Raw genomic sequence first — 25,862 nt, 5'->3', positions numbered from 1 at the left:
CGCCCCGCCGCGCCGGCGGGCCCTCCGGTCGCCGCGCCGGCCGGACCCCCGACCGGTCCGGTCGCGCCGCCGGTGCGCCCGGGGACGCCGGTACCGCCGGGTGCGCCCGGCGGGGTCGTGCCGCCAGCCGGGCCGGACACCCCGGGTCGCCCGGAAACGTCCACCCGGACGATCCAGTGGCTGCTGTTCGTCCTCGGTGGCCTGCTGCTGGGCACGGCGGCGGTGGTCTTCACCGCCGTCGCCTGGGCCACCGTGGGGGTGGCCGGACGGGCGCTGATCCTGGCCGCGTTCACCGCGCTCGCCCTGGCGGTGCCGCTGGTGGCGAAGTGGCGCGGCCTGCGCGGCACCGCCGAGACGTTCGCCGCAGTCGGCCTGCTGCTGGTGGTGCTCGACGGGTACGCCGCCTGGTCGGTGAACCTGCTCGGCACCGCCGACTGGCCGGGCACCCGCTACGCCGCCCTGGTCGCCGGGGTCAGCGCGGCCGTCGCCGCCGGGTACGCCCTGCTCAGCCGGCTCACCGTGCCATGGTTCGCGGCGCTGTTCGTGGTCCAGCCGGTGCTGCCGCTCGCGGTCGCGCAGTCCCGCCCGGGAGCCACCGGCTGGACGCTGACCTTCCTCGGGGTGGCGCTGCTCGACCTCGCGGTGGTGGTCGTGCTGCGCCGCCGCTCCCCGGCTGCGGCCGGGCCCGATCCCGCCGCTGTGGCTCCGGCCGCGGCGGCGTCACCCGCAGCGGCCGTGGCCGTCGCGGGTCCGGGGGGAGGGGTGGTGGTGCCCGCCGGGGGGTCGGGCACCGCCACCGCCCCGGCGGACGGGGGTCCGGCGGCCGGCGGGGGGCCGGTCGCCGGGCCGTCCGGTTCCGTGCTCGCCGGCCGGGTGCTCGGCTGGCTCGGCTTCGGCGGCGCGCTGACCGTCGCCGCGAGTTGCGCCCTGGTGCCGCTGGCGCTGGGCCGGGCCGGCGGTCAGCCGCTGCTCGCCGGCCTGCCGTTGCTCCTCGTCGGTCTGGTGCTGGCCGGTGCGGCCCGGGTCGCCGGAGCGGCGGTGTTCCGGCAGATCACCGCCGGGCTGCTGGTGCCGCTGCTGGCCGTCGCGGTGCTGCGGCCGGTGGCGGAACTGCGGGCCGGGTTCCTGCTGCTCGCCGTCGGCCTGGTGGCCGCCGCGCTGGCCGGTGCCGTCCGGCTGCTGCCGCAGCGGCACCGCACCGGCCCCCGGGTCGGTGCGCTGCTGGTCGCGGGCGGTGCCGCCCAGGTCGTCGTGCTCGCCACCGGGGCCGTGGCGACGCTCGCGGTGGACCGGTCACTGCCCGCCTGGCAGGGCGCCGCCGCCGGGCCCGACCTCGCCTGGGGCTGGCAGTTGCCGCTGGTCGTCCTGCTCACCGCCGGTGCGGGCCTCCTGTTGCTGCCGAGGGTGGCCCGCCCGGTGACCGTACTGCTGGCGGTGGTGGTCACGGCTGCGGCGCTGCCGGCGGTGACGGTCACCCCGTGGCCGGCGACCCTCGCCGTCGACCTGGTCGTCGGCGCGGCGCTGCTGCCGGTCGCGGTGCTGCGCGGCCGGCGCGTCCCGACCGTGCTGGTCGGCGCGGCGGGGGCCGCGGTGCTGCTCGGGCACGGGCTGCTGGTGGCCCCGGCCGCCCCGGTCGGGATGTTGGTGGCGCTCGGGGTGGTGCTGGTCGCCGGGCTGGCGGTGGCGCTGCCGGGCCGCCCGGCGAGCGCCGTCGCGGGCCGGGTCGCCGGGGTCGCGCTGACGGTCGCGCTGCTCACCGTGCCGGCCGGCGCGTCGGTCGCGTCGCGGGCCGCCGGGGCACCGGCCTGGTGGCAGCTGCGGGCCGGGTTCGTCGCCGCCGTGCTGCTGCTGGTGCCGCTGCTCGCGCTGCGTCGCCGCCGCCCCGACCTCGACGGGTACGCCGGCACCGCGCTCGCCCTGGCGCTCGCCGCCGTGGTGGCGCCTACCGTCGTACCCGGTGGGGAGCCGCTCGCGCTCTACGCGGCGCTGGCAGTCGTCGCGCTGGTGCCGGCCGACCGGCGGACCGCGCCGGTCACCCCGGGCCGGGTGGTCGGTGCGGTGCTGGCCGGCCTGGCGCTGGTCGCCGCCGCGCCGGTGACCCTGGCCGCGCTCGTCGCCCCCTACGGTGGGCCGGTGCGGCCCTGGTCGGGGGTGCCGACCGGGGACGGGCCGCCCGGTGCCCTCGTGGTCGGGGCGGCGCTGCTGGTCCTGGCGGGCACGGCCGCGCTGGTCGTCCACCGGCACACCGGTGACCGGTCCGGGGCCGCCGTCGCCGCGCTGCCGTTCGGGGCGGCGGCGCTGCCCGTGCTGCTGCTCGGCGCGGACGCCCCCTGGCCGGTGGTGCCGGCGGCGGTGCTGATCGTCGGGGTCGCCGCCCTGCTCACCGCCACGATCACCGGCCCGGCCCGGTCCGCCGCCCCTCCGCACGGGGCCGCCCCGGGCGTTCCCGGAGCCGCCGCACCGGCACCGGCCCCCGGGCGTCGCCGGGCGCTGCTGGTGCCGGTGACCACCCCGATCGGTCTGCTGTGGACGGCCGCCGGCCTGGTCGGACTGCTCGCCACCCGGGCCGGCATGCTGGCCGGGCTCGCCCTGCTGGTGGTCGTGGCGGCGGTGGTCGGCGCGATCGGCCGGCGGGCCGAGGTACGGCTGCTCGGCTTCCTGACCGCCGTCGCGGCGGCCACCGGGTTCGCGCTCACCGCGCCCCTGGCCGCCGACCTGCCGCTGCGCACCGCCGGTTTCCCGGTGCTCGGGGTGGCGGTGGCGGTGCTCCTCGGCGCACCCGCGCTGGCCCGGCGCGGCTCGTTCACCGTACGGGCGCTGGAGGCTGCCGCGCAGGCGGTGGCCGTGCTCGCCCTGCTGCTCACCGTCGGCGCGATCCGGCACGCGGCGGCGATCTGCGTGCTCTGGGGTGCCGCCGCGGCACTGCGGGTGCTGTACCCGGGCCAGTCGGCCGGCCGGCGGTGGGCCCTCGGGGCGGTGGCCGGTGGCAGCGAGCTGCTCGGGGCGTGGCTGCTGCTGATCAGCGGCGAGGTGGTGCTGCTGGAGGCGTACACCCTGCCGGCGGCCGGGTTGACGCTGGTGGCCGGCCTGCTCGCGCTGCGCGCCCGACCCGGGTTGACCAGCTGGCTCGCCCTCGGCCCCGGGCTGGCCGCCGGGCTGCTGCCCAGCCTGGTGTCGGTGCTGGTGGCCCCCGACCCGCAGCCATGGCGGCGGCTGCTGCTGGGCGGCGCCGCCCTGGGCGTGGTGCTGGTCGGGGCGGTGCGGCGCTGGCAGGCACCGGTGGTGCTCGGTGGCGGTGCCCTCGTCCTGCTCGCCGTGCACGAGCTGGTCCGGGGGTGGGACCTGCTGCCGCGCTGGATCTACCTGGCCGTCGGCGGGCTGGCGTTGATCACCCTCGCCGCCACCTACGAGCGGCGTCGGCGTGACGTGGCCCGGCTGCGCGCGGCGGTGGGCCGGATGGGCTGACCCGGGCACCGGTAGGGTCGTGCCAGGGCAGCGCCTGTTCACCCCGGCGGGCAGGTGCCTACCGGGCCCGGCGGTGGCGGCCCGGCCGATCGACGACATCCTCCGGAGCGCGCGATGAGATTCGAGATCAGCAAGGTGCTGGACGCCATCGAGGGGCGGGTCTGCACCGATCCGTCCCTGGCCCGAGCGGTACTCGACCTGGCCGAGGTGATCCGCTACCAGGATCTCGACGGTGGCCGCCCGGCCAGCCTGCTGCGGCTCGGCATGGTGATCGACGCGCTCTCCCGCGAACTGGCCGAGGACAGCGTCCCGGTCTACGCGATCGTGCACCGGGCGCTGCTCTCCGACGCCGACCTCACCTCCAACGAGCGGATGGTGGTCCGCCGGTGGGCCGACGACGGCCTGGTCGAGGTGCTCGACAACCCGGGCGACCGGATGCTGGAGGTGGCCGACCTGCTCGGCCTGCCGGTGGTCAGCCGGGTCCGGTTCGACGGTCTGCGCGGCCGGTTCCCGTGGCTGGTGGAGCAGCCGGGGCGGGTCGTCGCCCCGGTGCCCGGCGCGGGCGGCCCGGCCTTCGTCGCGCACGTCGGGGGCGGGCCCACCCCCGTCGAGGGCGACCGATCCCCGGTCGGCGGGCAGTTGCTGGCCCGCAGGTGGCGCTGTCCGGAGCCGGGCTGCGCGCTGTTCGGCGGCGGCGGGGGCGGCGGGGCGTTCGCCGACCTGGCCCGGGTGGACCGGGCCCCGGCCGGTCAGCCGCCGCCCGCCCTGCGCAACGGCGTGCCGACCTGCCCCCGGCACGGTGCCCGGCTCTCCGACGCCGGGCCGCGCCCGCGCAGCGAGGTGCTGGCGATCCGGATCGGTGGCCTGATCCGCCGCCGGTTCGTCCTCACCGAGGACGAACCGGTGACGGTCGGCCGGGCCCCCGAGGAGACCGGTGGCGTGATGCTCGGGCAGTGGCTCAACGACGAGGCGCGGCGCTGGATCAGCCGGGCGCACGTCCGGTTCGAGCTGCGCGTCGGCGAGGTCATCGTCACCGACGTCAGCACCAACGGCTCCGGCATCCGGCCGAACGGCTCGATGGCCGAGGCCGAGCGCGTCCCGCTGGCCCCGAAGCAGTCCCGGGTGCTCGGCGGCGCGGACATGGTGGAGCTGTACCCGGGGGTGCAGGTCGGCCGGGCCCGGGAACTGCCCACCGGCGCGGCGTTCACCCCGACGTCGGTGATGGCCGAGGCACCCACCATGGCGATGCGGCTACCACGCAACTGACCCCTACCGCCCGCGGCCGGTAGGGGTAGCTCCACCCCGGACTGGGGGCTGACAAGGATTGTCCACTCTCATCTATGACATCAGGCTTGGTGGCGGAAGGCCGCACATCGGGTGCGGCCCGCGACACCGGAGGGTGATATCAGATGAGTTCCCCGACGTTGGCAGCGTCGACCGCCCGGCGGGGCAGCGACTATGCGCGCCTGTCCCGCCGGGTCGCCGAGGCGGGGCTGTTACACCGGCGTCCCGGCCGGTACATGGCCCGCATCGTCGGGACCCTGGGCACCTTCCTGGCCGGTTGGGCGCTGGTGGCGATGGTCGGCGACTCCTGGTGGCAGTTGCCGTTGGCGGTCGTGATGGCGGTGGCCACCACCCAGGTCGCTTTCCTCGGGCACGACGCCGGGCACCGGCAGATGTTCCGCCGACGCGGCCACAGCGAGGCGGCCGGCCTGATCGCCGGCAATCTCGCCGTGGGGCTCAGCTACGGCTGGTGGGTGGACAAGCACAACCGGCACCACGCCAACCCGAACCACGCCGACGAGGATCCCGACGTCGGCGCGGGTGCGCTGGTCTGGACGCACGAGCAGGTGATGGCGACCCGGGGCTTCGGTCGGTGGATGGCCCGCCGGCAGGCGTGGCTGTTCTTCCCGCTGCTCCTGCTGGAGGGGCTGGCGCTGCACGTGGCGAGCATCCAGGCGCTGATCGGCCGGGAGCCGGACGGCGGGTGGCGGGTCCCGATGCGGCACCGGGCCGTGGAGGCGCTGCTGCTCGTGGTGCACACCGTCGGCTACGTCGGCCTGCTGCTGGCGGTGATGTCACCGCTGAAGGCGCTGCTCTTCGCCGCCGTCCACCAGGGACTCTGGGGCCTGTACATGGGGTGCGCGTTCGCCCCCAACCACAAGGGCATGCTGATGCCGTCCGACGAGGACAACCTCGACTACCTGCGTAAGCAGGTGCTCACCTCGCGCAACGTGTCCGGCGGCTGGTTCGTCGACCAGGCGCTGGGCGGCCTGAACTACCAGATCGAGCACCACCTGTTCCCGAACATGCCCCGGGGCAACCTGCGCCGGGCCCAGCCGCTGGTCAAGGCGTACTGCGCCGAGCAGGGCATCGAGTACACCGAGACCGGGCTGATCGACTCGTACCGGCAGGGGCTGGCGCACCTGCACGAGGTGGGTCGACCGCTGCGCGAGGGCTGAGCCCGACGAACCGGCGGACAGGGCGGCGGGACCATCGTGGTCCCGGCGCCCTGTCCGGGTGGGACCTCAGCCGGCCAGTACGGCGGCGAGCTGCGCCACCGCGTGGTCGATCTCGTCGGAGGTGATCACCAGCGGCGGGGCCAGCCGGATGGTCGAGCCGTGGGTGTCCTTGGCCAGCACACCCCGGTCCATCAGCCGCTCGCACGCCTGCCGGCCGGTCATCAGCGCCGGGTCGATGTCCACCCCGGCCCACAGCCCGCGTACCCGCACCGCCACCAGCCCGCTGCCGAGCAGCCCCTCCAGCCCGGCGCGCAGCCGCTCGCCCAGCTCGGCGGAGCGGCGCTGGAACTCCCCGGTGGCCAGCAGCCGGACCACCTCGGTGCCGACCGCGCAGGCGAGCGGGTTGCCGCCGAACGTGGAGCCGTGCTGGCCCGGCCGGAGCACGCCGAGCACGTCGGCGTCCGCGGCGACCGCGGAGACCGGCACGATGCCGCCGCCGAGCGCCTTGCCCAGCAGGTACATGTCCGGTACGACGCCCTCGTGGTCGCAGGCGAAGGTGCGCCCGGTCCGGCCCAGCCCGGACTGGATCTCGTCGGCGATGAACAGCACGTTGCGGTCGGTGCAGGCCCGGCGTACGCCCGGCAGGTAGCCCTCCGGCGGCAGCACCACGCCCTGCTCGCCCTGGATCGGCTCCAGCAGCACGGCGACGGTGTTCTCGTCGATCGCCGCCTCCAGCGCCGCCAGGTCGCCGTAGGGCACCACGGTGAACCCGGGGGTGTACGGCCCGAAGTCGGCGCGGGCGTCGTCGTCGGTGGAGAAGCTGACGATGGTGGTCGTCCGGCCGTGGAAGTTGCCGTCGGCGACGATGATGTTCGCCTGCCCCGGGGCGACCTTCTTGACCTGGTAGCCCCACTTGCGGGCCACCTTGATGCCGGTCTCCACCGCCTCCGCGCCGGTGTTCATCGGCAGCACCAGGTCCTTGCCGCAGAGCGCGGCCAACTCCCGGCAGAAGTCGGCGAACTGGTCGTGGATGAACGCCCGGCTGGTCAGCGTGAGCCGGTCGAGCTGCTCGTGGGCGGCCCGGATCAGGGCCGGGTGCCGGTGGCCGAAGTTCAGCGCCGAGTAGCCGGCCAGACAGTCCAGGTAGCGCCGACCGTCCACGTCGGTGAGCCAGGCCCCCTCGGCGGAGGAGACCACCACCGGCAGCGGGTGGTAGTTGTGCGCGGTGTACCGCTCCGCGTCCCGGACGGCGGACGGGGTCCGCAGCATGTCCTCGATCACTGGCTCGCCTTTCCCTGACGGAGTCGCAACGTGCAGCACTTCGGTCCGCCGCCGGCCTTGCGCAGCTCGGACAGGTCGACACCGATGGTCTGGTAGCCCCGGTCGCGCAGTTGCGCGGCCAGCCCGGTGGCCTGCGCGGGCAGCACCACGTGCCGGCCGTCGCCGACCGCGTTGAGACCGAGCACCTCCGCGTCGGCCATGCTGGCCCGGACCGCGTCCGGGTAGAGCCGGCGCAGCACCGCCCGGCTGCCGGGGGAGAACGCCTCCGGCAGGTACGCCACGGTCCGCTCGTCGAGCACGGTCAGCGCGGTGTCCAGGTGGTAGAAGCGCGGGTCGACCAGCTGCAGGGTGACCACCGGGTAGCCGAAGACCTCCTGCAACTGCGCGTGCGAGGCGTGCGCGGTGCGGAACCCGGTGCCGGCGAGCAGGTGGTCGCCGACCAGCAGCACGTCCCCCTCGCCCTCGTTGACGTGCTTCGGGTCGTACACCTCGAAGCCGGCGGCCTCGAACCAGGCCCGGTAGGCGGGGGCCTCGTCGGCGCGCTGCGGGTCGCGGAACTGCACCGCCATCGCCCGGTCGCCGATTACCGTGCCCCCGTTGGCGGCGAAGACCATGTCCGGCAGGCCGGGGACCGGGTCGATCAGCTCGACGGTGTGGCCGAGATCGAGGTAGGTGCGGCGGAGCTGCTCCCACTGCCGGATCGCCAGGGCGGCGTCGACCGGCGCGGTCGGGTCCATCCACGGGTTGATGGCGTAGTCGACGGCGAAGTACGTCGGCCGGCACATCAGGAAGCGCTGGCTGGTGGCGTCCATCGTCATTGTCCTGCTCCCGGGGTCGGGCGCGCCCGGCCTCCGTGGCCCACGGGCTGGCGCCGTGGCTCAACGGTATGCGGCCCGGCCGGGCGACAACCACCGCCGAACCGTGCGTCCGGCGGTGGTTCGTTGCGTGTGACCCGACCGCGACGGCGATCCGTTGCGTGGTGGCGTACGGCGAAGGGGCCGCCACCCCGGCGGGAGGTGACGGCCCCTGTGCGCTTCGGTGGCGGCGAACCGCTGCCCCCGAGGTGGGGTGCCCGGCTGGTGAACCACCAGAGCTGGTCGGGCGGTGCCGGCGAGCCGGCTGGTCCAACGTCGCCGGCGAACCGCCGGCGGGGTCAAATGTGCCCTCAGAACCGGTCCACAAACTGTGAGTCGAGCCACTCCCGGAACCGGGCCACCCAGTCGCCGTCGGTGGTCGGCCAGTCGAACTGGCCGGTGAAGGCGAGCACGCCCAGCACCACCGCGGCCAGGCCGACCAGGATTCCGACCAGCGCGTCCGTGGTGCCGGCCACGTGCCGACGGCGGGTCGCGATCAGGCCCAGCACCGAGCAGACCGCGCCGAGCGCGCCCAGGGCGATGCCGTACCCGGCCAGCGTGCCGGTGAGCACGAACGCCGCGCCCACCACCGAGACGATCAGACCCAGGGTGGCGAGCAGACTCGTCCTCGGCTTCGGCCCGGCCACCACCGGCGGCTGCGGGTCGACCGCGTCGGTGTCCACCCGGTCCCGGTCGGCGGGGCGGGTGTCGGCGGGCGGGGTCGGCGCGACGGGCGTCCGCTCCCGGTCGACCGGCCGGTCCGGCACCGGACGCGGCGCGGGGTCGGTGACCCGGATCGGGTCGGTCGGCGTACGCGGCTCGTCGTCGACGGTGGTCGACCGGGCGGCGGCGCTCCGCGTGCCGTCCACGGCGCTGCGGGCGGTCGCCGCCCGCGCCAGGGCGGCGCGCTCCGCCGCCCGCCGCTCGTCGTCGGCGGTCCGCCCGCCGTCGGCGGTCCGGCGCACGGTGCCGGCGTCGGCCCCACGTTCGGCGGCGCGACGCCCGGCGTCGGCATCGCGCTCACCGTCGGTTGCCAGCGACCCGCTGCGGTACGTCGCCCGGTCGGCGTCCCGGTCGGTCACCACCGGGTGCCCGTCACGCGCGTCGACCACCCCGTCGCCGTTGCTGTCCTGCGTCGCCGTCCGGCGGCGCAGGAGGGAAGGAACGTTCACCACCACACCTCCTCGTCGATGCGTGCAGCCCTCGGAAGGGTCGGTGGCCGCCACGCGGGAACACCCCGGATGTACCCCGTACGTCGATCGACCACACTCCGGGCAACCCGGACGGCACCGTCGGCGGCGGGGCCGGGGCGGCGGGCTACCCTTGGCACCCGTGCCAGAGGGACACACCATCCACCGCCTCGCGGCCCGCCACGCCGAGCTGTTCGCCGGCGACAAGGTCACCGTCAGCAGCCCGCAGGGCCGCTTCGCCGAGGGCGCCGCGCTGATCTCCGGCACCGTCCTGCACGGCACCGAGGCGTACGGCAAGCACCTGCTGCACCACTACGCCGACGAGCGCACCCTGCACGTCCACCTGGGCCTGTACGGCAGGTTCACCGACGGGGACGGCGAGCCGCCCGTACCGGTGGGGCAGGTCCGGCTGCGGCTGGCCAGCGACCGGCACTGGCTGGAGCTGCGCGGACCCACCGCCTGCGAACTGCTCACCCCGCCCGAGGTGGCGGCGCTGCGCGACCGGCTCGGCCCGGACCCGCTGCGCGCCGACGCCGACCCCGACCGCGCGTACGCCCGGATCGGGCGCAGCCCCACCCCGCTCGCCGCGCTGCTGCTCGACCAGTCGGTGGTGGCCGGCACCGGGCTGATCTTCGTGACCGAGGTGCTGTTCCGGGCCGGCCTGCGGCCGACGCTGCCCGGCCGGCAGCTCACCCCGGCGGGCTGGACGGCGCTCTGGGTCGACCTGGTGGCGCTGATGACCCTGGCGGTGGCGCGCGGCCGGATCGACACCGTCCGCGACGCCCACCTGCCCGAGGCGATGGGCCGCCCCGCCCGGGTCGACCGGCACGGCGGCGAGGTGTACGTCTACCGCCGCGCCGGCGCGCCCTGCCACGTCTGCGGCGGCCCGGTCAGCCGGGGCGAGCTGGCCGGCCGCAACCTCTACTGGTGCCCCACCTGCCAACGCTGACCCGGGCGGGGGCACCTACGTGCCGTCGACGAGCCAGCGGGCCACCTCGACCTGGTTGGTGAAGACCGTGTCGCCGTCGAGGCTCCACGCCAGGCAGTGCGCGATCGTCCAGCCGACCACCCGGTCCCGGTCGAGGCCGAGCGCCCCGGTGACCCGGTCCAGCCGACGCCGTACCGCCGCCGGGGAGTGCCCCAGCTCGACCCCGCGCACGATCGGCACCACCGCGAACTCCCGCTCGCCCAGCAGCGGCTTCGGGTCGATCACCAGCCACGGTTCCCGGGTGGCCCGCAGCACGTTGCCGGCGTGCAGGTCCTGGTTGACCAGCACCTGCTCGCCCTGGGTGTCGACCAGCCGGTCGAGCTGGTCCAGCGCCGCGTCGACCAGCCGCCGCCCGTACGGCCGGCCGGCACCCTCCCACGCCTCGGGCAGCCGGTGCCGCCAGCCCATGGCCTCCTCGGCGAGCGGGGTGAACGGCCCGGCCGCCCGCCGCCACAGCCGGGGCAGCAGGCCGGCCACCACGTCCACCGCCTCGTCGGCGGGCAACTCGTGCAGCGGCGAGCCGGGCCGGCACCGCTCCACCAGCAGCGCCCGCCGCTGCGGGTCGTGGGCGAGCAACCGGACCGCCGCCTCGCCGTCCCAGTGCGCCAACGCGTCGGCCTCGTGCCGGCTGTCCGGGGCCGGGTACTGCAACTTCAGCACCGCCGGGGTGCCGTCGGGCAGGTCGGCGGGCATCGCCAGCGAGGCGAACGCGTACGGGAAGGGCGGCCCGAGCCGCAGCGACCACTGCTGCGCGCACTCGTCCCGCCACCGGGCCAGCGTGGCCAGCCACTCCCGCCCCTCCGGCACCTGCCGCACCCACGACAACCCGGCCGGAATCTCCATCGGCCCATTGTGCGGATCGGGGACAGTTGTCGCTGCCCCGGCGACTGTCCTGTCCCGGCGACGACAACTCACCACGATCAAGCGAGGTCGGGGCGCCAGCCGGCGGCGGTGAGGGCGGCGCGGAGTTGGGCCGCCACCTCGTCGGGGCGGTGGCGGACGTCGAACGCGGTGAACCGCAGGATCCGGTCCCCGGAGATCCACACGCCGTTCTGCCGGCGCAGGTCGGCCGCCCAGTGCCGGACGTCCATGTGGTGTGCGCCGTCGACCTCGACGTGCAGCCCCCACCGCCGCCAGTAGGCGTCCAGGTAACGCGTACGCCCGTCCGCGTCGCGCCGGCGTTCCTGCAACTCCGGCCGGGCAGGCGATGGCGACGACAGAGCCGGACCAGGTCGATCTCGGACAGCGCCTCCGCCCCGCCGGTCAGGTCGGCGATGGTGGTGCCGATCAGCACCGACCGGCGGAGCCGGGGCAACCGACGGGCCACCGCGTCGAGTTCCCCGGGGGTGACCCTCCGCTGCTGGCAGCCGGCCGCCAGCACCGCCTGCGCGTCGTCGTCGCTGCGCATCCACTGAGCCGCGTCGATCAGCGACCGGGCCATCGTGGTGCGGTCCGGCCGCCCCCGTTGCCGGTCCTCGTCGCCCAGGTGCCGGGTGCGTCGTACCCGCACCGCCGGCATCCCGAGGGGCAGCCGGCGCAGCAGGTCAGGGGCCTGCCGTTGGTACGGGATCAGCACGTCCACCGCCTCGTGCCGCCACCGGCCGCGCAGCCCGCCCGCCTGGGCCGCCGCGAGACCGGCCAGGACGGCGTCGGCACCGGCGGCCAGCACCGCGACCCAGCGTGCCTGGTCGACGGTCACCGGGCCGCCGCCGACCCGCAGGATGCCCCGGCACACCCGCTCCCACCGGCCGGTGGCCAGCAGGTGCCGTACCCGGGCGGGGGTGAGTTCGGTGGTGGCCTGCGCCCAGCTCACCACCCCGGCCTGCGTGAAGAGCAACCAGTCGAGGGCGGCGGGACGGGGCTTCAGCGGTCGAGGGCGTCGACGGCCTTGCGGGCGGCGATCAGCACCGGGTCCCACACCGGCGCGTACGGCGGGGCGTAGCCGAGGTCGAGGGCGGTCATCTCGTCCACCGTCATCTCGTTCCACAGCGCCACGGCCAGCGCGTCGATCCGCTTCGCCGCCTCGGAACGGCCGACGATCTGCGCGCCGAGCAGCCGACCGGTGGGCCGTTCGGCGATCAGCTTGACCGTCATCGACTGGGCCCCCGGGTAGTAGCCGGCCCGGTTCGTCGACTCGGCGATCACCGAGACGAACTCGAACCCGGCGGCCGTGGCGTCCCGCTCCCGCAGCCCGGTACGCCCCACCTCCAGGTCGCACACCTTCGTCACGGCGGTGCCGATCACGCCGGGGAAGGTGGCGTACCCGCCGCCGATGTTGATCCCGGCGACCCGGCCCTGCTTGTTGGCGTGGGTGCCGAGCGGGATGTGCACCGACGTGCCGGTGACCCGGTGCAGGGTCTCCACGCAGTCGCCGGCCGCCCAGACGCCGGGCACCCCGGACACCCGCATCCGGCGGTCGACGCGGACCCCGCCGGTCTGGCCGAGCGGGAGACCGGCGGCGGCGGCGAGCGCGGTGTTGGGGCGTACGCCCAGGCCGAGGACCACGACGTCGGCCGGCACCGGGCCGGCGGAGGTGACCACCGCGGACACCCGCCCGTCGCGCTGCTCGACCCCGCTGACCGTGACGCCGGTACGGATCTCGACGCCCAGACCGCGCATCGCCTCGGCGACCAGGCCGGCCATGTCCTCGTCGACGGTGGCCATCGGCTGCTCGGCCCGCTCGACCAGGGTGACGGCGAGCCCGCGTTGGATCAGCGCCTCGGCCATCTCCACCCCGATGTAGCCGCCGCCGACCACCACCGCCCGGCGGGGCGTCGGGTCGGCGTCCAGCCACGCCCGCAGCGCCGCCGCGTCGTCCAGGGTCTGGATGCCGAAGATGCCGTCGACGTCGCCGTCGGCCCAGTCGGGCTGGTTGGGCACCGAGCCGGTGGCGTACACCAGGGTGTCGAAGCGTTCGCGGACCTCGCCGCCGTCGTCGAGCCGGCGGGCGGTGACCTCGCGGCGGTCGAGGTCGATGCCGGTGACCTCGGTGCGCAGCCGGACGTCGATGGCGAAGTCGTCCCGGAAGGTGGCCGGGTCGCGGGCGATCAACGCGTCCCGCTCCTGCACCAGCCCGCTGATCCAGTACGGGATGCCGCACGCCGAGTACGACGTGAAGTGCCCCCGCTCGAACGCCACGATCTCCAGGTCGTCGACGCCCCGGCGGCGACGGGCCTGGGACGCCGCCGCCATGCCGGCGGCGTCCCCACCGACCACGACCAGCCGCTCCGTCACGACGCCCAGTCTTCCACGCGCCGGCCGCCCCCGGGCCGGTCAGCCACGGGTCTGCCGGGCGACCTCGGCGACCACGTCCTCCAGCCGGCCCGAGCGGGCGAACACGGCCCGCTGCCGGGCCGCCCCGGTGCCGTGCCGGCGCAGCCCGGCCAGCAGCCCGGTCACCTCGGCCAGGTCACCGTGCGCCGCAAGCGCCGGGCGGACCCGCTCGACCAGCCGGTCGACCAGCTCCCAGGCCGGGCGCAGCTCACCGTTGGCCAGGTCGACGCCGTCGCCCTCCAACCCGTCGTGGGCGGCCCGCCAGTGCGCGGCCACCAGCAGGTGGTGGTCGGTGTTCACCGGCGGACGGCCCGCCGCCACGTCGTCCATGGCGGTGGCGACCAGCGCCCGCACCAGCCCCGCCACCAGCACCGCGTCGTCCACCGACGGGCAGACGTCACCGATGCGGACCTCCACCGTCGGGTACTTCGCCGACAGCCGGGCGTACCAGTAGAGCATCCCCTCGTCGAGCATCACCCCGCTGGCGATCAACTGCCTGATCAGCCGCTCGTAGTGCTCGTACGACTCCAGGTAGGGGGTGGGCGCGACCGACGGCCAGCGTTCCCACTCGACGGAACGCCAGCTCGCGTAGCCGGTGTCGACCCCCTCGGAGAACGGCGAGTTGGTGGTCATCGCGTGCAGCACCGGCAGCCACGGCCGGATGTGGTTGAGCACCTGCACGCCGGTGTCCGGGTCCGGGACACCCACGTGTACGTGCATGCCGTTGTTGCCGGGGCCGGGCACCAGCAGCCGGAACCGTTCGATCATCCGGTCGAAACGGGGCTTGTCCACCACCGGCGGCACCGGTCCCGCCACCGGGCCGGTGCCGATCGCCAGCACCCGGACGCCGGCCCGCTCGGCGGCGTCGGCCAGCGCGCCGCGCAGCACGCCCAGCGAGTGCCGGATCGAGCCCAGGTCCAACCCGGGCGGGCTGCCGATCTCGATCTGGCTGGTCTGGAACTCCCGCTCCACCTGCCCGCGCAGCTCGGCCGGCACCTGCTCCATGACCAGGTCGACGGCGGGCACCGCGGCACCGGTGTGCGGATCGACCAGGAGGAACTCCTCCTCCACGCCCACCGTGAGCCGGTCGGGCCCGGTCCGCTCCGGGGCCACCGCCCCGGCCGCCACCCCACTGGTCATCGCCATCACCGTCCGTCCCGTCCCGCCGCGGCGGGAGCGCCGCGGTGCTGTCCGCCCATTACCCGCGGTGTCCGGCGGAGAAAACGCGACACGGCGCGTCATCGCGCCGGATGCTTACCATGACCCGGTCCCGCCGACCGGTGCCGTGCCGCACCCCCGCCCCGACCTGGGGCGGGTCGGGGCGGGAGCGTGAGGGAGGCCAGGTGACCCCGACGACGGCGCCCCGGGTGGCGCCCCCGACCCCGGCGCGGCGGCCCGGCCATCCGGCCCGGCCACCCGGGCGGGACTGGCGGCGGCAGGTGCCCCGGACGTTCGCGGCGCTGCTGTGGTTCATCGCCGCGATCTGCGCGCTGGCGGCGGTCAGCGGCGCGGCCAACGCCGAGTTCCAGCCGATCCGGACCACGATCGACACGCTGCTGGTGCCGGCCCCGGCCAACCTGGCGTACGCGGTGTTCCTCGGCACCCTCGCCGCGGCGGTGCTGCGCCGCAAGCGGCTGGCGTACTGGGTGCTTGTCGTCTACTTCATCCTCAGCCTGGTCGTCGGCGTGCTGACCGGCCTGCTGCTGGTGACCGTCGGCGCGGACCAGCTCACCGACGACGCCGGCCGACGGCTGTTCACCCTGGTCGAGACCGTCGGCGTCTGGGTGGGCATCGGCTTCGCCGCCGTCGCGCTGGCGCTGCTGCGGGCCGCCCGACGGGAGTTCTACGCCCGGGTCCGCAGCGGCAGCACCCGGCGCGCCCTCGGGGTGTTCCTCGGCCTCGCCGCGGCGGCCGTCGGGCTGGGTTACCTGCTGCTCACCGCTGTGCCCGGCAGCCTGCACAGCTGGCTGGACCGGGTCGGGTACGCCATCGAGAAGGTCTTCGGCGGCGCGATCACCCTGGACGTCACCCGGCAGGGCCAGGCCCCCGGCTGGGTCAACCTGCTGCTCGGCGGGATGGGCGCGGTCGCCTTCCTGGCCGGCCTGTTCACCCTGCTGCGCTCCCAGCGCGCCGCCGCCGTGCTGCACGCCGACGAGGAGCAGCGCATCCGGGAACTGCTGGCCCGTTACGGCGACCGGGACTCGCTCGGCTACTTCGCCACCCGGCGGGACAAGGCGGCGATCTTCTCGGCCAGCGGGAAGGCCGCGCTGACCTACCGGGTGGTCAACGGGGTGAGCCTGGCCAGCGGCGACCCGGTCGGCGACCCGGAGGCGTGGGGTCCGGCCATCACGGCGTGGCTGGACCAGGCCCGGGAGTACGCCTGGACCCCGGCGGTGATGGGGGCCAGCGAGGCCGGCGCGCGCGCCTACCACCGGCACGGGCTGAAGGTGCTGCAACTGGGTGACGAGGCGATCCTGCTGGCCCGGGAGTTCGACCTGGGCGGGCGGGACATGCGCCCGGTCCGGCAGGCGGTGCACCGGGTCGAGCGGGCCGGCTACACCGCCGGGGTACGCCGGCACGCCGACATCCCGCCGGCCGAGCTGGCCGACCTCGCCGCCCTGGCCACCCGCTGGCGGGACACCGAGCACGAACGTGGCTTCTCGATGGCGCTGGGCCGCCTCGGCGACCCGGCCGACGGCGACTGCGTGCTGGTCGAGGCCCGTGACGGCACCGGCCGGGTGCGGGCGCTGCTGTCGTTGAGCCCGTGGGGCGGCAACGGGCTGTCGCTGGACCTGATGCGTCGGGACCGCACCGCCGAGAACGGGGTCACCGAGTTCATGGTGGCCGCGCTGCTGGGTGCGGCCCCCCGGCTGGGCGTCGAGCGGGTGTCGCTGAACTTCGCCGTGTTCCGGTCGGTGTTCGAGCAGGGCGCCCGGATCGGCGCCGGCCCGGTGATCCGGCTGTGGCGGCGTACGCTGCTGTTCTTCTCCCGCTGGTGGCAGTTGGAGTCGCTGTACCTGTCCAACGCCAAGTACCAGCCGCACTGGACGCCCCGCTACCTGTGCTTCGGCGAGCGGCGGGAACTGGCCCGGGTCGGGTTGGCCGCCGCCGTCGCGGAGGGCTTCGTGGCGTTGCCCGGCGGCCGGCCGTCGCCGCTGTACGGTGCGCCGCCGGCCGGTGGCGGGGTGGGGTTCGTGCCGCCGGACGCGGCCACGGTGCACGCGGTCAGCCCGGAGCCGGCGCACGAGCAGCTGCCCGAGCAGGTGCGGGTCCGGCGGGCGAAGCTGGACCGGCTGCGGGCGCAGGGCGTCGATCCGTACCCGGTGGGGTGGCCGCGTACCGACGACTGCGCGGCGGTGCGGGCCCGGCACGCCGGGCTGGCCCCGGACACCGGCACCGGGGAGACCGTCTCGGTGGCCGGGCGGGTGCTGCTGGTCCGCGACCACGGCCGGGTCTGCTTCGTCACCGTCCGCGACGGCAGCGGTGACCTGCAACTGGTGCTGGAGAAGGAGCTGGACCGGTGGCGGGCCACCGTCGACATCGGCGATCACGTCGGCGCGACAGGCGAGGTGTACGCCACCCGGCGCGGCGAGGTGTCCGTCCGGGTGGCCGACTGGCGGCTCACCGCCAAGTGCCTGCGCCCGCTGCCCGACAAGCACCACGGCCTGGCCGACCCGGAGGCGCGGGTCCGCCGCCGCTACCTGGACCTGGCGACCAGCCCGCAGGCCCGGGAACTGCTGCGGGCCCGCAGCGCCACCCTGACCAGCCTGCGGCGGACCCTGGTGGAGCGGGACTTCCTGGAGGTGGAGACGCCGATCCTGCAACGGGTGCACGGGGGTGCCAACGCCCGCCCGTTCGTCACCCACAGCAACGCCTACGACCTGCGGTTGACCCTGCGCATCGCCCCCGAGCTGTACCTCAAGCGGCTCGCCGTGGGCGGCGTCGAGCGGGTGTACGAGCTGGGCCGGGTGTTCCGCAACGAGGGCGTCGACTTCAGCCACAACCCGGAGTTCACCGTGCTGGAGGCGTACCAGGCGTACGCCGATTACCACGACATGCGGGAGCTGGCCCGGGAGTTGATCGTCGCGGCGGCGGTGGCGGTGCACGGTGCTCCGCTGGCCCGCCGACCGGGCACCGGGGAACTGGTGGACATCGGCGGGCCGTGGCCGGTGCGCACGGTGCACGAGGCGGTCTCCGCCGCGCTGGGCGAGGAGGTGACCGTCGACACCGACGCCGCCGCCCTGCGTCGCCTCGCCGACGCGGCCCGGGTGCCGTACGACCCGGGGTGGCAGCGCGCCGAGCTGCTGCTGGAGCTGTACGAGCGGCTGGTCGAGGCGCGTACCGACGTGCCCACGTTCTACCTGGACTTCCCCACCGACGTCTCCCCGTTGACCCGCCAGCACCGGGCCGATCCCCGGCTGGCCGAGCGGTGGGACCTGGTGGCGTTCGGGATGGAGCTGGGCACCGCGTACTCGGAGCTGGTCGACCCGACCGAGCAGCGGCGGCGGCTGACCGCCCAGTCGCTGAAGGCGGCCGGTGGCGACCCGGAGGCGATGGAGCTGGACGAGGACTTCCTCACCGCGCTGGAGTACGCGATGCCGCCGACCGGTGGCCTGGGGCTGGGCGTGGACCGGTTGGTGATGCTGCTGACCGGCCGGTCCATCCGGGAGACCCTGCCGTTCCCGATGGTCCGCGAGTCGTCGTGAACCGCCCCCGCCCGCACCGCGACCCGGACCCGGCGGCCCCGCCGGCCGGTCGTGGCGGCGACGGGCACCGGGCCACCCGGACCGGTGCGGCGGTGGCGCTGCTGCTGGCGGCGGCCTGTTACGCCTCCTGGCTGCTCGCCCCGGTGCTCAACCCGGGGCTGCGGCCGGTGCGGAGCTACCTGAGCGAGCTGGCCGCCCGGGACCAGCCGTACCACCTGGTCTTCCAGCTCGGCGACGTGACGACCGGGCTCTGCGCGACGGTGGCCGGGCTGCTGCTGGCCCGGGTGGCCCGGGAGGTGCCCCGGCCGGCCTGGTGGGGGCTGCTGGTGTTCGGTGTGGCCACCGCCGTCGACGGCGGGTACACCTCGATGGACTGCGCCCCCTCGATCGATGCCCGCTGCGCCCGGCTGGAGGAGCTGGGCGAGCTGTCCTGGCGGCACCAGGCACACACGGTCACCTCCTCGGTGGCGGTGGCCGGTGCGCTGCTCAGTGCGGTGGCGGTCCTCGCCGTGCTGCGTGGTCCGGCCCGCCGCCGGGCGGGGCTGGTGGTGGCGGTGGTGCTGGCGGTCGGCACGGTCGGGACGCTTGTCGCCACCCTGCATCCCGAGTGGGGGCTGGGCCTGTGGCAGCGGGTCCAGCTAGCCGGGCTGTCCGGCTGGCTGCTGCTCACCGCCGCCGTCGCCCGCCGGGGCCCCGGCCCGGAGCGTCCCCGGTGACCGGCCCGGGCACCGACGACCCGGGGTCGCGGGCCGGCGGGCCGGGGGTGCTGCTCTGCCCGGGGATGGGGGAGGGGGCGGCGACCTGGGACCGGCTGGTGCCGCCGCTGACCGCCGCCGGGTACCGGGTGCGCCGGCTGGACCGGCCGGACGACGCCCGGGTGCCCACCCTCACCGTCGAACTGGCCCGCCTCGACGCGGCGGTGACCGGGCTGGACCGGCCGGTGCTGGTGGCGCACTCGGCGGCGGCGTTGCCCGCCGAGGCGTACGCCCGGCGGCATCCGGGGCGGCTCGCCGGGCTGGTGCTGGTGGACCCGAGCCTGGTGGATCCGGCCGGGGCGGCCCGGTGGCGGTGGTGGTCGGCGTGGACGGCCGGCGCGGTGTCGGCCGGGGCGCCGGTGCTGGCCGGGGCGCTGGACCGGTCCGGTCTGGCCCGTCGGTGCGGCCCGGGGGCGTGGCGTCGGGCGGTGCGCCGGATGAGCGTCCGCCCGCCCGACCCGGCCGCCGCGGCGGCGTACGGCCGCCCGGAGGTGCTGGTCGGGGCGCTGGTGCAGTGGCTGGCGCATCCGGCGGTGGCGGCGGAACTGGTGGCGGTGCGGGCGGTGACGGCGGCACCGACGCTGCCGGTGCGGGTGCTGACCGCGCTCGGCGACGTGCCCACCCCGGCCGGTCGGGCGGCGTGGCGGGCGGGACACGCGGCGCTGGCGGCGAGCTTCCCCGCCGGTCGGCAGGAGGTGTTCCGGGACGCCCGGCACCTGCTGCACGTGGACCGGCCGGAGACGGTGGCCGACGCCGTCGCGGCGGTCCGACGTGACAGCGGGTCCTAGGCTGGCGGGCGTGTCGGGGCTGCGGGTGGTGACGGGTCTGTGGGCGTACGCGCTCGTCGGGCTGACCCTGCTCGCGGACCGGCCGGGTGACCTGCTGGCCGGTGCGGCGGTGGCGGCCGCGTTGCTGCTCGTCGTCCTGCTGGCGGCCCGTCCCCGGCCGGCGTCCGGCCCCGGCACCGGGCGGCGGCGGGCGGTCGGGTTGCGCGACCGGGCCCGGCGTCGACGCGTACCCCGGCAGGTCGATCCGGACGCGGCGGGCCGCCCCCGTCCCCGGGCACCCGGGGATCCCCTCCCGGTCGGCTGGTCCCCGGTCGCGGGCTGATCCCGCGCGCCGCCGACCCCGACCGGTTCCGTCGTCATCCGTCCCACGCGGACTTGTGGCGGCCCTGACGGGCCGCCGGTCGCCGTCGCGTGCGGACCTCCGGAATCGGACCGAGGGGTTCCCCCATGCTCGCCTTCTCACCTGTGCACGACGCGGCTATCGCCGCGGGTTCCGTCGTCGGCTGGCTCGCCGGGCTGCTGACGCCGCTGGCCGGCGGGGTCGCCACCGCCGCCGCGATCGTGCTGTTCACCATCGCCGTCAGGCTGTTGATCTCACCGCTCACCGTCGCCCAGGTCCGTGCGGAGCGGCGTCGCGCGGCGCTCGCCCCGCAGTTGCGCCAGCTCCAGCAGCGGTACGCGGGCGACCCCGCGACGTTGCAGGCGGAGCTGTTCGCGCTCTACCGCGCCGCCGGGGCGTCGCCGGTGGCGGGGTGCCTGCCGGCGCTGCTCCAGGCCCCGTTCTTCCTGGTCATGTACCGGCTGTTCGGCACCGGGGACGGTGCCGGCGGGCTGCTCGACGCCCGGCTGGCCGGGGTGCCGTTGGGCTGGCACCTGGGCGACGGGCTGACCCCGGCGGTGCTGCTGGTGTTCGGGGTGCTGCTGGCGGCACTGGCCGGCCTGGCCACGGTGCTGTCCCGGCGGGCCCGGCGGACGGCGGCCCCGACCGGCGCGCCTGCCGACCAGCCGGGGGCGGCGCTGCTGGCCCGGGTGCTGCCGCTGCTGCCGTACGGCACGGTGCTGCTGGCGCTGGTGGTGCCGCTGGCGGCGGTGCTCTACCTGGTCACCACCACCGCGTGGACGGTGGCCGAGCACGTGCTGCTGCGTCGGCCGCAACCGGTGCCGGCCGGAGCCATCGACGAGCGTTGACAAGTGGTGGGGCGGGAGCGTAGAAAACCGCTCAGAGAGCGCTCTCTTGCTCCCGTCCCCCAGAGAGGCATCCCGATGAACGCTGTCCCGGCGGCTCCGGTCGCCCCCACCGCCCCGCGCCGGCCCCGCCGTCGGCTCGCCCTGGCGGTCACGCTCGCCGCCGCCACCGCGCTGACCGGCGTCTCGGTCGCCGCGCAGGCCGCCGTCCCGACGCCGCCGTCGGGGTGGAGCCTGGTGTGGAGCGACGACTTCACCGGTGCGGCCGGCACCCTGCCGTCCTCGGCCAACTGGATCGTGGACACCGGCACCAGCTACCCGGGCGGCCCGGCCAACTGGGGCACCGGCGAGATCCAGACGTACACCGGCAGCACCGCCAACCTGGCCCACGACGGGTCCGGCAACCTGCGGATCACCCCGCTGCGTGACTCCGGCGGCCGGTGGACCTCGGCCCGGATCGAGACCGTGCGCACCGACTTCAAGCCCCCGTCGGGCGGGGTGCTGGCGATCGAGGGGCGGATCCAGATGCCCAACGTCACAGGCGCCCAGGCGGCCGGCTACTGGCCGGCGTTCTGGGCGCTCGGCGCGCCCTACCGGGGCAACTACCAGAACTGGCCGGGCATCGGCGAGATCGACGTGATGGAGAACGTCAACGGGCTCAACCAGGTCTGGGGCGCGCTGCACTGCGGGGTGGCCCCCGGCGGGCCGTGCAACGAGTTCAGCGGGCTGGGCGCGACCCGGGTCTGCCCCGGCAGCGCCTGCCAGGCCGCCTTCCACACCTACCGCACCGAGTGGGACACCTCGGTCAGCCCGCAGCAACTGCGCTGGTACGTCGACGGCCAGTTGTTCCACACCGTCACCCAGACCCAGGTCGGGGCCACCTACTGGGCCCAGATGACCGGCCACGGCGGTTACTTCCTGCTGCTCAACGTGGCGATGGGCGGCTCCTTCCCGGACGGGGTGGCCGGTGCCGTCACGCCGACCGGCTCGACCGTCTCCGGCCGGCCGATGCTCGTCGACTACGTGGCGGTCTACCGCCGGGGCGGTGGCTCCACCCCGACGCCGACCCCCACCACGCCGGCCCCGACCACGCCGCCGCCGTCGGGCACCGTGGACGCCTACTCGACGATCCAGGCCGAGGCGTTCTCCGGGCAGAACGGGGTGGCCGTCGAGACCTGCGCCGAGGGCGGACAGAACATCGCCGCCCTACGCAACGGTGACTGGGCCCGCTACGACAACGTGGACTTCGGCGGCAGCGGCCCGCGCGACTTCCTGGCCCGGGTGGCCTCCGGCGCGGCGGGCGGGGTGAGCGGCCTGGTCGAGGTGCGGGTGGACAGCCCGACCGCCACCCCGATCGGCAGCTTCGCCGTGGCCAACACCGGCGGCTGGCAGAGCTGGCGGTCGGTGCCGGGCAACGTGTCGGCGGTGACCGGCCGGCACACCGTCTACCTCACCTTCAGCAGCGGTCAGCCGGCCGACTTCGTCAACGTCAACTGGTTCACCTTCCGGCGCTGACCGGGCCGCGAAGGGGGTCCGCGCCGGTATGGCACGGACCCCCTCGTCGATCGGCCCTGGACATTAACAGTTAAGAGTCTTAATAATGGGCGCGGACGTGGACGACCGTGGATGCCTTCCCGGTCGTCCCGGCGGTCCCACCCCCGGACCGCGTCCACCGGCCCGCGCACCCCGGACCGGTCGCACCCCCGACGTCCCCCCGCCCCGGTCCACTGGAGGCCACCCGTGAGACTCCGCATCCCCCGCGCGGCCACCCTCGCCGTCGCACTCGCCGCCGCCCTGGTCACCGGCACGCTCGTGGCCCCGCCGGCCGCGTCCGCCGCCACCGCCGCCTTCGTCCGCACCTCCAGCTGGGGCAGCGGGTACGAGGCCAAGTTCACCGTCACCAACGACACCTCGACCGCGATCAGCTCGTGGACCGTCGTGTTCGACCTGCCCTCGGGCAGCACCGTCGGCTCGTTCTGGGACGCCCGGCTGAGCAGCTCCGGCCAGCGCGTCACCGCCCTCAACCAGAGCTGGAACGGCAGCCTCGCGCCGGGTGCCAGCACCACCTTCGGCTTCGTCGTCGCCGGCACCGGCGACCCGACCAACTGCACCGTCAACGGCGGGGCCTGCACCGGCGGCGGCCCCGGCAACCCGACCGGCCCGGCCACCCCGGGTGGACTGCGGGTCACCGGCACCACCTCGTCGTCGGCCACGCTGGCCTGGAACGCCGTCTCCGGCACGGTCACCGGCTACCGGATCTACGAGGCCGGCACGGTGAAGGCCACCGTCACCGGCACCTCGACCACCGTCTCCGGGCTGGCCGCCTGCTCCACCCACAGCTGGACCGTCACCGCGTACAACTCCGCAGGGGAGTCGGCGAAGTCGGCAGCGGTGTCGGCCACCACCACCGGCTGCACCGGCGGTAACGGCACGATGGCCGCCGCCCCCTACCTCTACCCGGGCTGGGGCGACCCGCCCGCGCCGACCACGGTGATGGGGGCGACCGGGGTGAAGTGGTTCACCATCGCGTTCGTGCTCTCCGGCGGTGGCTGCACCCCGGCCTGGGACGGCTCCGGGCCGCTCACCGGGGGCGCGCACGCCAACACCATCGCCGCGATCCGGGCGGCCGGCGGCGACGTCATCCCGTCGTTCGGCGGCTGGAGCGGCAACAAGCTCGGCCCGAACTGCGCGTCCGCCAGCGCCCTCGCCGGGGCGTACCAGCAGGTGATCAACGCGTACGGGTTGAAGGCGATCGACATCGACATCGAGAACAGCGACGAGTTCGAGAACGAGGTGGTGCAGGACCGCATCCTCGGCGCGCTGAAGATCGTCAAGCAGAACAATCCGGGGATCAAGACGATCGTCACCTTCGGCACCTCGACCACCGGGCCGTCGTACTACGGCACCCGGCTGGTCAAGCAGGCCGCCGCGCTCGGGGCCAACATCGACACCTTCACCATCATGCCGTTCGACTTCGGCGGCGGGGCGGACATGTACCAGAGCACCGTCGGCGCCGCCGAGGGGCTGAAGACCACGCTGAAGTCGGCGTTCGGCTGGTCCGACGCCACCGCGTACGCGCACATGGGCATCAGCGGCATGAACGGCCTGTCCGACCAGCGGGAGTTGACCTCGCCGGCCACCTGGACGCAGATCCGGGACTGGGCCAAGGCCCGGGGGCTGTCCCGGTTCACCTTCTGGTCGGTCAACCGCGACCGTGCCTGCCCGGACGGGGGAGTGGTCGCCAACTGCTCCGGCATCAGCCAGGGCACCTGGGAGTTCACCTCGATCACCGCGAAGTTCTGAGCACCGCCCGGTGGGGCCGGCCGCTGCGGCGGTCCGGCTCCACCGGCGGGGGCGGTCTTCCGACCCGGGCGGTGGACCCGGGCGGGTCGGGCGGCGCAGTGGGCCGGTCAGTGGTCGGCGGTCACCGACTGCCTGTCGTTCCGGTCGCGCCGGGAGCGGATCTTCTTGCCCGCCCAGCTCACGAGCATGACGGCGAACACCGCGAAGATGGCGTAGTTGAACCAGTCGCTGTACTTCTCCACGTCCTGCCAGCGCGAGCCCAGCGTGTAGCCGAGGCCGACGACCAGCGCGTTCCACACCCCGCTGCCGAGCGTGGTGAGCAGCACGAACTCGCCCATCGGCATCCGGTTCGCGCCGGCCGGGACGGAGACCAGGCTGCGCACCACCGGCACCAGCCGGCCGATCAGCACCGCCCACCGGCCGTGCCGCTCGAACCAGCGGTCGGCCTTCTCCAGGTCGTCCCGGTCGACCAGCGGGATGTGGTCCAGCCAGCGCTTGAGCCGTTCCTCGCCGAGCGCCGCGCCGAGCCAGTAGAGCACCAGCGCGCCGACCAGCGAACCGACCGTCGCGGCGAGGACGATCACCACCAGGCTGAACCGGCCCTCGGCGGCGAGGTAGCCGGCCATCGCCAGCACGATCTCGCTCGGGATCGGCGGGATGATGCTCTCCAGCGCCACCAGGAAGGCGACGCCGACCGCGCCGAGGGAGTCGATGACGCCCGCCACCCATCCGGTCAGCCCGGTGAACTGGTTCGGGTCGACGTTCTCGGCGAGAGCCATGGGCGTCCTTCCAGCGGGCCGGCGGGATCGGACAGTGGTACCCGGCCGGCCACCACTTACACCCCGTGGTGAGTGAGCCCACCCCGTCCGCCCCCGGCCGGGCGCTGCGACCTGTGCCGTCGTGCCGACCGGCCGCGGCCGGCTGAGCCGGGGATCAGTCCGAGGGGTGCAGTTCCCGGTCCGCGGGCCCCTGCCGCCAGCCGGTGAACCGGACGGTCAGCCCGCCCCGGGTGGGCGCGCAGCAGAACGGCCCGGCCAGTGCCACCGCGTCCGGGTCGAGCGGGGCGAGCCGCACCAGCCGCCACGGCTCGTCGGCGACCCGCGCCCGGACCGTCAGCGCGTCGCCGCTGCGGCTGGCCCGGACGGTCACCTCCCGACCGCTCCACTGCGGCACCGGTGCCACCGACCAGTCGGAGAACTCCCGGGTCACCACCGCGCCGAGCTGCGGCAGGCCGTCGCTGACCTCCACCCCGGCCTTGATCCAGTTCCGTTCGTCCACCCGGACCAGCACCCCGGCCTGGTCGAACTGCGCGGTGTAGTCGAGCAGGAAGTCCACCTCGACCGCGCCGTCGGCCGGCAGCGGGGCGAGCAGCGCCGGCCCGTCGTCGTGGACGAAACCGTAGCTGGTGTGCCGCCACAGGTCGCTGTTGGCGGCCGGCTCCACCAGCAGCGCGCCGTCACCGGCCCGGTCCACCCGTACCGGCGGGTGCAGCCACCGGCCCTCGTCCCAGTCGAGGGTGCGGGAGCCGTCCGTCGGATGTGCAGCCATGCCCGGACCGTACCCCGCACCGGCCCGTCCCGGGTCGGCGCGGCGGTCGCCGACGGACGGTGGA

The 25,862-nt window shown here is 75.6% G+C and carries 21 protein-coding genes; 12 read left to right on the top strand and 9 right to left on the bottom strand.

Annotated features, from left to right (window positions below; all coding sequences use genetic code 11):
- Window positions 1–117 precede the first annotated feature (117 nt).
- The 3 genes from B5D80_RS06400 to B5D80_RS06390 all read left to right on the top strand — a co-directional run bounded on the left by B5D80_RS06400 (window position 118) and on the right by B5D80_RS06390 (window position 5,927).
- Entirely contained in the window at window positions 118–3,465 is a 3,348-nt protein-coding gene (locus B5D80_RS06400; RefSeq protein WP_088642837.1) for an SCO7613 C-terminal domain-containing membrane protein, read from the top strand.
- Between the two features lie 114 nt (window positions 3,466–3,579).
- A complete protein-coding gene (locus tag B5D80_RS06395) occupies window positions 3,580–4,731 on the top strand; it encodes an FHA domain-containing protein (protein WP_088642836.1) in 1,152 nt (383 codons plus the stop codon).
- A gap of 143 nt (window positions 4,732–4,874) precedes the next feature.
- Window positions 4,875–5,927 (top strand): fatty acid desaturase family protein, encoded by a 1,053-nt coding sequence (locus tag B5D80_RS06390; RefSeq protein ID WP_088642835.1) that lies wholly within the window; start codon window positions 4,875–4,877, stop codon window positions 5,925–5,927.
- 66 nt (window positions 5,928–5,993) lie between these two features.
- Here B5D80_RS06390 and rocD read toward each other — a convergent pair whose 3' ends face one another.
- The 3 genes from rocD to B5D80_RS06375 all read right to left on the bottom strand — a co-directional run bounded on the left by rocD (window position 5,994) and on the right by B5D80_RS06375 (window position 9,234).
- On the bottom strand, window positions 5,994–7,208 hold the full coding sequence (gene rocD, locus B5D80_RS06385; RefSeq protein WP_211291415.1) for an ornithine--oxo-acid transaminase: 1,215 nt from the start codon (window positions 7,206–7,208) through the stop codon (window positions 5,994–5,996).
- Window positions 7,205–8,020 (bottom strand): dimethylargininase, encoded by an 816-nt coding sequence (gene ddaH / locus B5D80_RS06380; protein WP_211291418.1) that lies wholly within the window; start codon window positions 8,018–8,020, stop codon window positions 7,205–7,207. Before ddaH ends, rocD begins: the two co-directional genes overlap by 4 nt.
- A gap of 353 nt (window positions 8,021–8,373) precedes the next feature.
- Window positions 8,374–9,234, bottom strand: a complete 861-nt coding sequence (locus tag B5D80_RS06375; protein ID WP_088642854.1) for a DMT family transporter — start codon at window positions 9,232–9,234, stop codon at window positions 8,374–8,376.
- Between the two features lie 160 nt (window positions 9,235–9,394).
- Between B5D80_RS06375 and B5D80_RS06370 the strand changes: the two genes are divergently transcribed.
- A complete protein-coding gene (locus B5D80_RS06370; protein ID WP_088642853.1) occupies window positions 9,395–10,201 on the top strand; it encodes an Fpg/Nei family DNA glycosylase in 807 nt (268 codons plus the stop codon).
- A 15-nt stretch (window positions 10,202–10,216) separates the two neighbouring features.
- Here the strand turns inward: B5D80_RS06370 and B5D80_RS06365 are convergent, their stop codons facing one another.
- Together B5D80_RS06365 and B5D80_RS34190 are read right to left on the bottom strand one after the other, a co-directional pair.
- On the bottom strand, window positions 10,217–11,083 hold the full coding sequence (locus B5D80_RS06365; RefSeq protein WP_088642833.1) for an aminoglycoside phosphotransferase family protein: 867 nt from the start codon (window positions 11,081–11,083) through the stop codon (window positions 10,217–10,219).
- Between the two features lie 77 nt (window positions 11,084–11,160).
- The gene (locus B5D80_RS34190; protein ID WP_245854279.1) at window positions 11,161–11,430 is read right to left on the bottom strand and encodes a DUF559 domain-containing protein; all 270 of its coding nucleotides are present in this window, start codon (window positions 11,428–11,430) and stop codon (window positions 11,161–11,163) included.
- 84 nt (window positions 11,431–11,514) lie between these two features.
- Here B5D80_RS34190 and B5D80_RS34185 point away from each other — a divergent pair, with 84 nt between their 5' ends.
- Window positions 11,515–11,655: a hypothetical protein gene (locus B5D80_RS34185; RefSeq protein WP_245854277.1), complete on the top strand. Its 141-nt coding sequence runs from the start codon at window positions 11,515–11,517 to the stop codon at window positions 11,653–11,655.
- Between the two features lie 448 nt (window positions 11,656–12,103).
- Here B5D80_RS34185 and B5D80_RS06355 read toward each other — a convergent pair whose 3' ends face one another.
- Both B5D80_RS06355 and B5D80_RS06350 read right to left on the bottom strand, forming a co-directional pair.
- A complete protein-coding gene (locus B5D80_RS06355; protein ID WP_088642832.1) occupies window positions 12,104–13,474 on the bottom strand; it encodes an FAD-dependent oxidoreductase in 1,371 nt (456 codons plus the stop codon).
- Window positions 13,475–13,513: 39 nt separating this feature from the next.
- A complete protein-coding gene (locus tag B5D80_RS06350) occupies window positions 13,514–14,653 on the bottom strand; it encodes a carboxylate-amine ligase (RefSeq protein ID WP_211291414.1) in 1,140 nt (379 codons plus the stop codon).
- A 203-nt stretch (window positions 14,654–14,856) separates the two neighbouring features.
- Here B5D80_RS06350 and lysX point away from each other — a divergent pair, with 203 nt between their 5' ends.
- The 7 genes from lysX to B5D80_RS06315 all read left to right on the top strand — a co-directional run bounded on the left by lysX (window position 14,857) and on the right by B5D80_RS06315 (window position 24,250).
- A complete protein-coding gene (gene lysX / locus B5D80_RS06345) occupies window positions 14,857–18,219 on the top strand; it encodes a bifunctional lysylphosphatidylglycerol synthetase/lysine--tRNA ligase LysX (protein WP_281253440.1) in 3,363 nt (1,120 codons plus the stop codon).
- On the top strand, window positions 18,216–18,935 hold the full coding sequence (locus tag B5D80_RS06340) for a DUF998 domain-containing protein (protein ID WP_088642829.1): 720 nt from the start codon (window positions 18,216–18,218) through the stop codon (window positions 18,933–18,935). The genes lysX and B5D80_RS06340 overlap by 4 nt, the downstream gene beginning before the upstream one ends.
- Complete coding sequence (locus B5D80_RS06335; RefSeq protein ID WP_088642828.1) at window positions 18,932–19,762, top strand: alpha/beta fold hydrolase; 831 nt, start codon at window positions 18,932–18,934, stop codon at window positions 19,760–19,762. The genes B5D80_RS06340 and B5D80_RS06335 overlap by 4 nt, the downstream gene beginning before the upstream one ends.
- 10 nt (window positions 19,763–19,772) lie before the next feature.
- Entirely contained in the window at window positions 19,773–20,084 is a 312-nt protein-coding gene (locus tag B5D80_RS06330) for a DUF6412 domain-containing protein (protein WP_245854276.1), read from the top strand.
- A gap of 125 nt (window positions 20,085–20,209) precedes the next feature.
- The gene (locus tag B5D80_RS06325; protein WP_088642827.1) at window positions 20,210–20,950 is read left to right on the top strand and encodes a YidC/Oxa1 family membrane protein insertase; all 741 of its coding nucleotides are present in this window, start codon (window positions 20,210–20,212) and stop codon (window positions 20,948–20,950) included.
- Between the two features lie 75 nt (window positions 20,951–21,025).
- Window positions 21,026–22,462, top strand: a complete 1,437-nt coding sequence (locus B5D80_RS06320; RefSeq protein ID WP_088642826.1) for a carbohydrate-binding protein — start codon at window positions 21,026–21,028, stop codon at window positions 22,460–22,462.
- A gap of 225 nt (window positions 22,463–22,687) precedes the next feature.
- Window positions 22,688–24,250, top strand: coding sequence for a cellulose binding domain-containing protein (locus tag B5D80_RS06315; protein ID WP_088642825.1), 1,563 nt, complete (start codon window positions 22,688–22,690; stop codon window positions 24,248–24,250).
- A 107-nt stretch (window positions 24,251–24,357) separates the two neighbouring features.
- On the opposite strand, the gene B5D80_RS06310 is transcribed toward B5D80_RS06315, so the two are convergent.
- Window positions 24,358–25,029 carry a DedA family protein gene (locus tag B5D80_RS06310; protein WP_088642824.1) on the bottom strand — a complete coding sequence of 224 codons (672 nt, stop codon included), beginning with the start codon at window positions 25,027–25,029 and terminating at the stop codon, window positions 24,358–24,360.
- 154 nt (window positions 25,030–25,183) lie between these two features.
- Window positions 25,184–25,798 carry a DUF1349 domain-containing protein gene (locus B5D80_RS06305; RefSeq protein WP_088642823.1) on the bottom strand — a complete coding sequence of 205 codons (615 nt, stop codon included), beginning with the start codon at window positions 25,796–25,798 and terminating at the stop codon, window positions 25,184–25,186.
- Window positions 25,799–25,862: the final 64 nt, after the last annotated feature.

The sequence above is a fragment of the Micromonospora wenchangensis genome, assembly GCF_002210435.1.
In the GTDB taxonomy this organism is placed as follows: domain Bacteria; phylum Actinomycetota; class Actinomycetes; order Mycobacteriales; family Micromonosporaceae; genus Micromonospora; species Micromonospora wenchangensis.
Note: the sequence above shows the minus strand (reverse complement) of the source record. Positions and strands in the feature narration are given on the sequence as shown.

What these genes read in the sequence shown, in the direction of transcription:
- B5D80_RS06325 (WP_088642827.1), top strand. Translation starts at nt 20,210, where the DNA reads ATGCTCGCCTTCTCACCTGTGCACGACGCGGCTATCGCCGCGGGTTCC.
- B5D80_RS34185 (WP_245854277.1), top strand. Translation starts at nt 11,515, where the DNA reads ATGGTGGTGCCGATCAGCACCGACCGGCGGAGCCGGGGCAACCGACGG.
- B5D80_RS06305 (WP_088642823.1), bottom strand. Translation starts at nt 25,798, where the DNA reads ATGGCTGCACATCCGACGGACGGCTCCCGCACCCTCGACTGGGACGAG.
- B5D80_RS06390 (WP_088642835.1), top strand. Translation starts at nt 4,875, where the DNA reads ATGAGTTCCCCGACGTTGGCAGCGTCGACCGCCCGGCGGGGCAGCGAC.
- B5D80_RS06365 (WP_088642833.1), bottom strand. Translation starts at nt 11,083, where the DNA reads ATGGAGATTCCGGCCGGGTTGTCGTGGGTGCGGCAGGTGCCGGAGGGG.
- ddaH (WP_211291418.1), bottom strand. Translation starts at nt 8,020, where the DNA reads ATGGACGCCACCAGCCAGCGCTTCCTGATGTGCCGGCCGACGTACTTC.
- B5D80_RS06320 (WP_088642826.1), top strand. Translation starts at nt 21,026, where the DNA reads ATGAACGCTGTCCCGGCGGCTCCGGTCGCCCCCACCGCCCCGCGCCGG.
- B5D80_RS06350 (WP_211291414.1), bottom strand. Translation starts at nt 14,653, where the DNA reads ATGACCAGTGGGGTGGCGGCCGGGGCGGTGGCCCCGGAGCGGACCGGG.
- B5D80_RS06310 (WP_088642824.1), bottom strand. Translation starts at nt 25,029, where the DNA reads ATGGCTCTCGCCGAGAACGTCGACCCGAACCAGTTCACCGGGCTGACC.
- B5D80_RS06395 (WP_088642836.1), top strand. Translation starts at nt 3,580, where the DNA reads ATGAGATTCGAGATCAGCAAGGTGCTGGACGCCATCGAGGGGCGGGTC.